Annotated in this window: 8 protein-coding genes and 1 pseudogene; 7 read left to right on the forward strand and 2 right to left on the reverse strand. The window is 38.5% G+C overall.

Annotated elements, in window-relative coordinates:
- The 7 genes and pseudogenes from VZ94_RS18430 to VZ94_RS18460 all read left to right on the forward strand — a co-directional run.
- A partial coding sequence (locus tag VZ94_RS18430; RefSeq protein ID WP_045780346.1) for a methane monooxygenase/ammonia monooxygenase subunit C occupies positions 1 to 410 on the forward strand: 410 nt, incomplete at its 5' end.
- Between the two features lie 98 nt (positions 411 to 508).
- A complete protein-coding gene (amoA, locus tag VZ94_RS18435) occupies positions 509 to 1,252 on the forward strand; it encodes a bacterial ammonia monooxygenase, subunit AmoA (protein WP_045780347.1) in 744 nt (247 codons plus the stop codon).
- A 108-nt stretch (positions 1,253 to 1,360) separates the two neighbouring features.
- A pseudogene (gene amoB / locus VZ94_RS18440) lies at positions 1,361 to 2,607 on the forward strand (bacterial ammonia monooxygenase, subunit AmoB).
- A 116-nt stretch (positions 2,608 to 2,723) separates the two neighbouring features.
- Complete coding sequence (locus VZ94_RS18445) at positions 2,724 to 3,119, forward strand: copper resistance CopC family protein (protein WP_239650066.1); 396 nt, start codon at positions 2,724 to 2,726, stop codon at positions 3,117 to 3,119.
- A gap of 25 nt (positions 3,120 to 3,144) precedes the next feature.
- Positions 3,145 to 3,771, forward strand: coding sequence for a hypothetical protein (locus tag VZ94_RS18450; RefSeq protein WP_045780349.1), 627 nt, complete (start codon positions 3,145 to 3,147; stop codon positions 3,769 to 3,771).
- A 17-nt stretch (positions 3,772 to 3,788) separates the two neighbouring features.
- The gene (locus VZ94_RS18455; protein ID WP_052700724.1) at positions 3,789 to 4,790 is read left to right on the forward strand and encodes a HupE/UreJ family protein; all 1,002 of its coding nucleotides are present in this window, start codon (positions 3,789 to 3,791) and stop codon (positions 4,788 to 4,790) included.
- Between the two features lie 146 nt (positions 4,791 to 4,936).
- A complete protein-coding gene (locus VZ94_RS18460) occupies positions 4,937 to 7,042 on the forward strand; it encodes a TonB-dependent receptor (RefSeq protein WP_045780351.1) in 2,106 nt (701 codons plus the stop codon).
- A 44-nt stretch (positions 7,043 to 7,086) separates the two neighbouring features.
- On the opposite strand, the gene VZ94_RS18465 is transcribed toward VZ94_RS18460, so the two are convergent.
- Together VZ94_RS18465 and VZ94_RS32515 are read right to left on the reverse strand one after the other, a co-directional pair.
- Entirely contained in the window at positions 7,087 to 7,635 is a 549-nt protein-coding gene (locus VZ94_RS18465) for a hypothetical protein (protein WP_045780350.1), read from the reverse strand.
- A gap of 69 nt (positions 7,636 to 7,704) precedes the next feature.
- On the reverse strand, positions 7,705 to 7,820 hold a 116-nt coding region (locus tag VZ94_RS32515), incomplete at its 5' end, for an alanine racemase C-terminal domain-containing protein (RefSeq protein ID WP_338040518.1).

Consider the following 7,820-nt stretch of genomic DNA (forward strand, 5'->3'; position numbering starts at 1 on the left):
CAAGCTATTTCACTGAACAAGATGGTACTTGGCATCAAACTATTGTTCGTGATACTGACTTTACTCCAAGCCATATCATCGAATTCTATTTAAGCTATCCAATCTACATCATTACTGGTTTTGCTTCATTCTTGTATGCAAAAACTAGATTGCCAACCTATCAACAAGGTTTGTCTTTACAATATATGGTGTCAGTAATTGGTCCATTCATGATTTTGCCAAACGTTGGTTTAAATGAGTGGGGTCATACTTTCTGGTTTATGGAAGAATTATTCGTTGCTCCGTTACATTACGGCTTCGTATTCTTCGGATGGGCAGCTTTAGGTGTTATGGGTGTTGTTAACATCGAGTGCGGCGCTATCGGTAAATTGTTGAAAAAAAGATTTGGCATAATAGTCGAGTCACACTAAGCTAAATAACTATCTCCTCTAGCTGTTTTATAATTTCTTAAAGCAGCGTGATGGGGTGATATATAAAAATAAATTTAATCCTTTTAGGAGGTAAGCTAATGAGCGCATCTCAATCAGCTGTACGTTCACGCGCAGAAGCAGTCAAGGTTTCTCGTACGTTCGATTGGCTAATTTGTTTTACTTTGTTCTTTGTTGTATTAGGTGGTTATCACATTCACTACATGTTAACTGGTGGTGACTGGGATTTCTGGACTGACTGGAAAGATAGACGTCTATGGGTAACTGTGGCTCCTATCGTTTCTATTACATTCCCTGCTGCAGTTCAGTCTATGTTATGGTGGCGTTATCGCTTGCCATTTGGTGCTGTTCTTTGTATCTTAGGTTTGTTGTTGGGTGAGTGGGTAAACAGATACTTTAACTTCTGGGGTTGGACATATTTCCCAGTTGCTTTCGTATTCCCTTCGCAATTAATGCCAGGTGCTATTTTCTTAGACGTTGTGTTATTGTTGAGCAATAGCATGACATTCACCGCTGTTATCGGTGGTTTAGGTTATGGCTTATTATTCTATCCAGGTAACTGGCCAGTTATCGCTCCATTACACGTGCCTGTTGAATACAACGGTATGGTTATGACTTTAGCTGACTTACAAGGTTACCACTATGTTAGAACTGGTACTCCAGAATACATCAGAATGGTTGAAAAAGGTACATTGAGAACATTTGGTAAAGACGTTGCTCCAGTATCAGCGTTCTTCTCTGGTTTCGTGAGTATCTTAATATACTTCTTATGGCATTTCTTCGGTCAATGGTTTAACTCTACAGCGTTTACCAAAGCATCTTGATAGAAATCGCGAAAAATAATATAACTGGTGGCTATTTTAATTAAGTTACTGATTTAGCCACTAGATACTCACAAATTAGATAGATTCTCTATAAATAGAGGAGGATATATGAAATTATTTAAAGGCAAAGTTGCAAAATTATCTTTTGTAGCAGTGCTTGCAACTGCCGCTGCGTCTATGATCTATACGCCAACTGCATCTGCACACGGCGAAAAATCACAAGCGGCTTTCTTGCGTATGCGTACCCTTCACTGGTTCGATATGAACTGGTCGAAAGAAGAAGTGGCTGTAAATGACACAATGACCTTAACAGGTAAAGTGTTAGTTTTCTCAGGCTGGCCGGAGTCAGTTGATCCACCAAATGTCGCTTTCTTAAACATCGGTGAGCCAGGTGCAGTATTCGTTCGCGCTGGTTCGTGGATTGGTGGTCAGTTAGCTCCTCGCTCTGTAGAGTTACACTTAGGTGAAACTTACGAGTTTAAAGTATTATTAAAAGCTCGTAGACCAGGTGACTGGCACGTTTCACTCAATGATGAGCGTAAAAGGCGGCGGTCCTATCATCGGTCCAGGTAAATGGGTAACTATTACTGGTTCTATGAAAGACTTTGTTAACCCAATCACAACATTGACTGGCGAGACAATCGACTTAGAAACTTACAACCTAAGCAACACATACTTCTGGCACGCTTTCTGGTATGCAATTGGTTTGGCTTGGATGTTCTATTGGATGCGTAAACCAATGTTCGTTCCACGTTACTTAGCTGTAGAAGCTGGTAAAGCTGATTCATTGATTTCTAGCACTGACAAAAAAGTTGGTATGGGTTTCGCAGCTGGCACACTAGCAATCGTAGCTATTACTATGGGCCAAACTAATGAACAGTATCCAGTTACTGTTCCATTACAAGCTGGTGTATTGCGTAACATTAAACCTTTACAATTGCCAACTTCAACTGTTGCTGTAAAAGTTGAAGATGCGACATACCGTGTACCAGGTCGTGCTATGCAAATGACCTTGACTGTTACTAACAATGGTGATTCAGCTATTCGTTTAGGCGAATTTGAAACTGCTAGCGTCAGATTCTTAGACTCTGCTGTTTTAACAGATGAAACTGGTTATCCAGATGACTTATTAGCAGAAGAAGGTTTGACTGTTAGCGATAACAGCCCATTAGCTCCAGGCCAATCAAGAACTATCCAAGTTACTGCATCTGATGCTGCATGGGAAGTATATCGTTTAGCTGACTTGATCTACGATCCAGATAGCCGTTTCGCTGGCTTGTTATTCTTCTTTGACGATGCTGGTAACCGTCAAAATGGTTCAAATTGATGCACCATTGATTCCAACATTTATCTAAGAATAATATCTTAGTATAATTATCAAATAGTTACTTATTTGAACTTACTAAACCGTTTCCTAATAAAGGAAACGGTTTTTTTTTATCCGGAATAAATTACAGATAATTTAAAGTACTTGAATTATAAAGAGTTAGGTATGAAAAGAAGGAAAGCCGACCAAAAAAACTTATTAGTAATTCTTTGTTTAATGGGAATGTCATTTAATGCAAATTCTCATGCAATACTTGTTAAATCAATTCCTGCAGAAAACGAAATAGTTGGCAGTGCACCAGAAAAAATTGAGGTGTGGTTTAATGAGGGCGTTGGAAGTGAATATAAAGCATTAGCTGTCATTGATAGTAAAGGGAAGCGCGTTGATAATCACGACGTTGAGCAAGGATTAACGGATAAATCTTATTTGTATACCACGGTAAGCAAATTAGAACCGGGTAAATATACAGTGAGATATCGGGTGGTTTCAAAGGATTCACACATTATTACAGGGAAATTCCAATTTTCCATCGGCCAGTGACAGTAATCAGTTACGACAATCGGTTATGATAAAAAGAACGCTAAATATAATTCCATTGCTTATTTGTTTTTCCATAAGTGTTATTACTGGCTGTGAATACTTTAACCCGACACAGGTTAAGCAGTATAGCAATAGGCCTGATCTTGATTGTATTGTGGCAAATGATTTTTATGCGATGCATTTTAGTGTCTATGTGCAACCTAAAAATGCAGATTCTGCTAAAGATAAGAATACATTTGTGCCCTATTGCCAAGAAATACCAATAGAGGGTCAAATGTTTTTTTCAGCCGATTTAATTGACAGAGACATAAGAGAGACACCCATTAAGGTTAGACTTGTTGAAGTTGAATACAAAAATGAAAATGGCTCAGAATCGATAAATGAAATAAGGGTGTTAAAGGAAGTTGAACAAAAGCTTTATACAAAAGGCATTGTTGAAGCCCAAGCAGACATTGATAAAAAAGGAAGCTATATCTTGTATTTATTAATAGGTGAGGGGATTGAAGAAGACGATAGATTTAAAATAAAGCTAACTGTTGGTGATAATTCAAAACAATATCTTATTATTAGTATTGGCGCAGCAGTATTAGTAGCGCTTGTATTAATTGGCTGGCTGATTAGGATGATTTATTTAAAAAAGAAAGCGTCTTGATTGTTAGGGATAACAAAATGAGAAGAATAGTTGTTAAATTGTTTTTACTGTTAGCTTCCATGTGCGTTTTTGCTCATGATCCAGGTTTGAGTTCGTTAGAAATAACTGTAAAAAATAATGAATTATATGTAAGTCAAGTGTTTGCTTTGCAAGACATTGAGTTTTTAATTCCTATGGACATTGATTTAGATGCCGATGTTAGCGATGAGGAGCGTGATGTCGTTAGACCAGCATTAACTAAATTAGTCGTGGACAATTTGCAGGTTAGGCAGCTAGGGACAGCATTTATTGGACATGAAAGGGTTTCAGTTAAATTTGATAAGCAAAATAATGCAACTTTTGATATTAACTATAAATTATCTGATAGTACTCAAGTTACGCTAGCGCTGAATTTATTAACTTTATTTCCAGATAACCATAAACAATATGTTACGGTAAAAAATGACCAAGGCGATGTGGTCACGCAAAAAATGCTCAGCAAGTCAGATAGTAGCATACAACTCAATGTGAATAGTGGGGTAAAACCTAACAAAAAAATAACAGATGCGGTTATTGATTTTATAGAGCTAGGGATTGAGCATATTTTGACTGGGTATGATCATTTGTTGTTTTTATTAGCATTATTGATTGTGACGACTCGTTTGTTAACAGCGATAAAAATAATTAGTTTATTTACACTCTCACATTCAATTACTTTAGTATTAGCTGGATTAAACATAGTTGAATTACCAAGTTCAATTGTAGAGCCAATAATTGCGGCATCAATTGTCTATGTCGGTGTTGAGAACTTATTTGACAAAATAAGGGCACGCAGCTTAGTGACGTTCAGTTTTGGTTTTATTCACGGCTTTGGCTTTGCTAGTGTATTAAAAGAAATGGATATTTCGACAGAATATGGTGGAATTATTATTCCATTATTGTCTTTTAATATTGGAGTCGAATTGGGTCAGTTGTTTGTCGCAATGATTATTTTATCTATTGTAACGTTTATAAAACAAAAAAAAAATGTACAGCAATAGAGTGATTCAATCGGTATCAATATTAGTGAGTTGCGCTGGGATGTTCTGGTTAATTGAGCGCACGTTACTAGCATGATGTGGAAATTTGCAAAAAAAGTTAAGAAAAAACTATTATGCTTCTTACTAATTATTTATCTGTAACTTTTATGCAAAAAATAACACGACAAACAACAATAACAATAATTACCGTTATTTGGGCTGCGTATAGTAGTTTAGTTGCTGCACATCCTCTTCCAGATGAAGAAACACAAGAGGAACCCGTTCAATTAGATACCGTTGAAATCGAAGGAAGAGCAACTGATTTAATCGGCATAGCCACTTCTGCATCGCAAGGTGTTGTAGGTCAGCCAGAGTTTAAGTATCGTCCCTTATCGAGAGTCGGTGAGTTAGTTGAAGTGGTTCCAGGCGCAATAGCCACTCAGCATAGCGGTTCAGGCAAAGCTAATCAATATTTTCTACGAGGGTTTAACTTAGACCACGGTACTGACTTTACTGTCAGTGTCGATGGCATCCCTATGAATATGCCTAGCCATGCGCATGGTCAAGGTTATTTAGATTTAAATAGCGTTATTCCGGAATTGGTTGATAAGGTTGAGTATGGTAAAGGGCCTTATTATGCTGAAGTTGGTGATTTTTCTTCAGCGGGTTTCTCTAAGATGCATACTATGCATAAGTTGGATAAAAACTTTATTAAGTTCACTGGTGGTGAGTTTGATTTTTATCGCTCTGTATTAGGCGTGTCGCATAAGTTTGGCGATGGTGATTTATTGTTAGGGTCAGAAGTCAATTTCTACGATGGCGTTTGGGAACAAGCCGAAGATTTAAAAAAATATAATGGCATGTTGCGTTACACCGTTGATAAAGACACTTGGGGGTACTCACTTAATGGTAAAGCCTATCATTCAACATGGACGGCAACTAACCAAATTCCTGGGCGCGCTATTGATTCTGGTTTAATTGGACTTTATGGAACAGGCGACGGTAGTGATGGTGGTATCACAAATCGTTACAGTGTTTCAGGTAATTATTGGAACCGTAGTGATAAAGCCAAAAATGAGTTTAACGTTTATGCACTCTATTCGGACTTGGATTTATTCTCAAATTTTACTGGTTACATTAATCCTGTGACGGGTGATCAAATTGAGCAAAAAGAAGAGCGTGTGCAAGTCGGTGGTAATGCCGAGCATACGCGCTTCGATAAATGGTTCGGCATAGAAATGGATAACACGTTGGGTTTGCAAGTGAGACATGATGAAATCATGGGGCTAGCGTTAAATCAAACCCAGCAAAGAAACATTTGGAATACGGTTAGGGAAGATGATATTAGTGAAACCAGTGTAGGATTGTATATTAAAAATGAAGCACACTGGTTGGATAAATTTCGCACAGTTGCCGGTTTAAGAGCAGATTTTTTTGAGTTTGATGTCAACAGTAAAACCTTAAAAATTAACTCAGGTAGTAAAGACGCTGCGATTATTAGTCCTAAATTAAGCATGATTTTTGGACCTTGGTATGACACCGATATTTTTCTTAATGGCGGCTACGGTTATCACTCGAATGATGCAAGAGGTACTACCATTAAAATCGACCCTACCGATGGCGTCAGTCAAGCCGATTCGGTAACGCCATTATCGTGGTCGAGAGGTGCTGAATTTGGCGTTAGAACACAGCACTTGCCAGGATTGACGAGTACTGTGGCCTTATGGTGGTTGGAAAGCTCATCAGAACTTGTGTTTGTTGGTGATGGCGGAACAACAGAGCCGTCCGGAAAATCAGAGCGTTATGGTGTTGAATGGACGAATTATTACAAGCCTACGGATTACTTAACATTTGATGCTGATTTCGCATTTACGGCAGCAAAGTTTATTGGCGTTCCATCGGGTGAAAATCATATACCGAATTCTGTAGGACGGGTTGTAAGCTTTGGCGCAACAATTGAATCGCCGATGGGCTTATTTGGCACGTTGCGTTTAAGACACTTTGGTGATGTGCCATTAGTTGAAAATGGCGCAGCTTGGAATGATGAGACTAATATTGTTAACTTAGGTTTGGGTTATCAAAAAGAGGCTTATAAAGTCGAAGTCGATGTCTTTAACTTATTCGATTCTACAGATAACGATATAGCTTACTTTTATGGCTATCGTTTACAAGGTGAGGCAGCGGGTCCGAATGATGACGGTAGTACTGATGGCATAATTCGGCATCCTATAGAACCTCGCATGGTTCGAGTTACTGCGACGCTTAGGTTTTAGTTTAGCATTCTCCGCGCTGTTTAAAAGCAGCGCGGTGAGTAGCGTTATGGCTTATTAATTCGCATCTCACGCTCTTTGGCGAGCGTTTCATGATTTACATCAACATAATTAGTGCCAATCCATTGCCAGAATGCGGCTATAGCAGAAGGCTCTGTGCTTAACGGCTTGACTGCAATTGCACCAATTCCACTAATATCAGTAATTTCAGCTTGCACATCAACCGCTTTAATTAATTTCTCAATACGCGGGTCGGTTTTCAATATAAAAGTAACCGGCTCTCCGACTTTAAATACGATTTCTTTCGATTTACCGAAAAAGCCATCCGCTTTGGCTGTGAAGCTGTATTCAGTAACTGAGCCATAAGGTAAAACAAACTCAAATGCCCAACGAAAGGGTGGGCAACGAATAGGACGGCTGTGTTTGTCAAAATGGATAACATAACCATCAACAACTTTGCTTTTTACAACGCCTTTGCTATAAATTTGATTGCAATTCGTTAATACTGGATCACCCGGTTCGAAGTTATATCGATTGGCAGCAATAGATGCCGTGCTTATTAAACAACACGTTATTGCCAAAGCGAAGGTACGCATAAATCCCCCTTAATGATTCAGAATAAAGCGCTATTCTCCGGCAAGAAGATAAATTCTGTCAATTAAACCTCATACCAACCAGGCTGAATCGATTTGTTTAACGCGTTGAGTAATGCCGCAGACTAATGTGTACGGGATAGTATTGCAATGTTCTGCAATTTCTTCTACAGGTAAGTTTTTACCCC

It is taken from the genome of Methylocucumis oryzae (genome assembly GCF_000963695.1).
GTDB lineage: Bacteria > Pseudomonadota > Gammaproteobacteria > Methylococcales > Methylomonadaceae > Methylovulum > Methylovulum oryzae.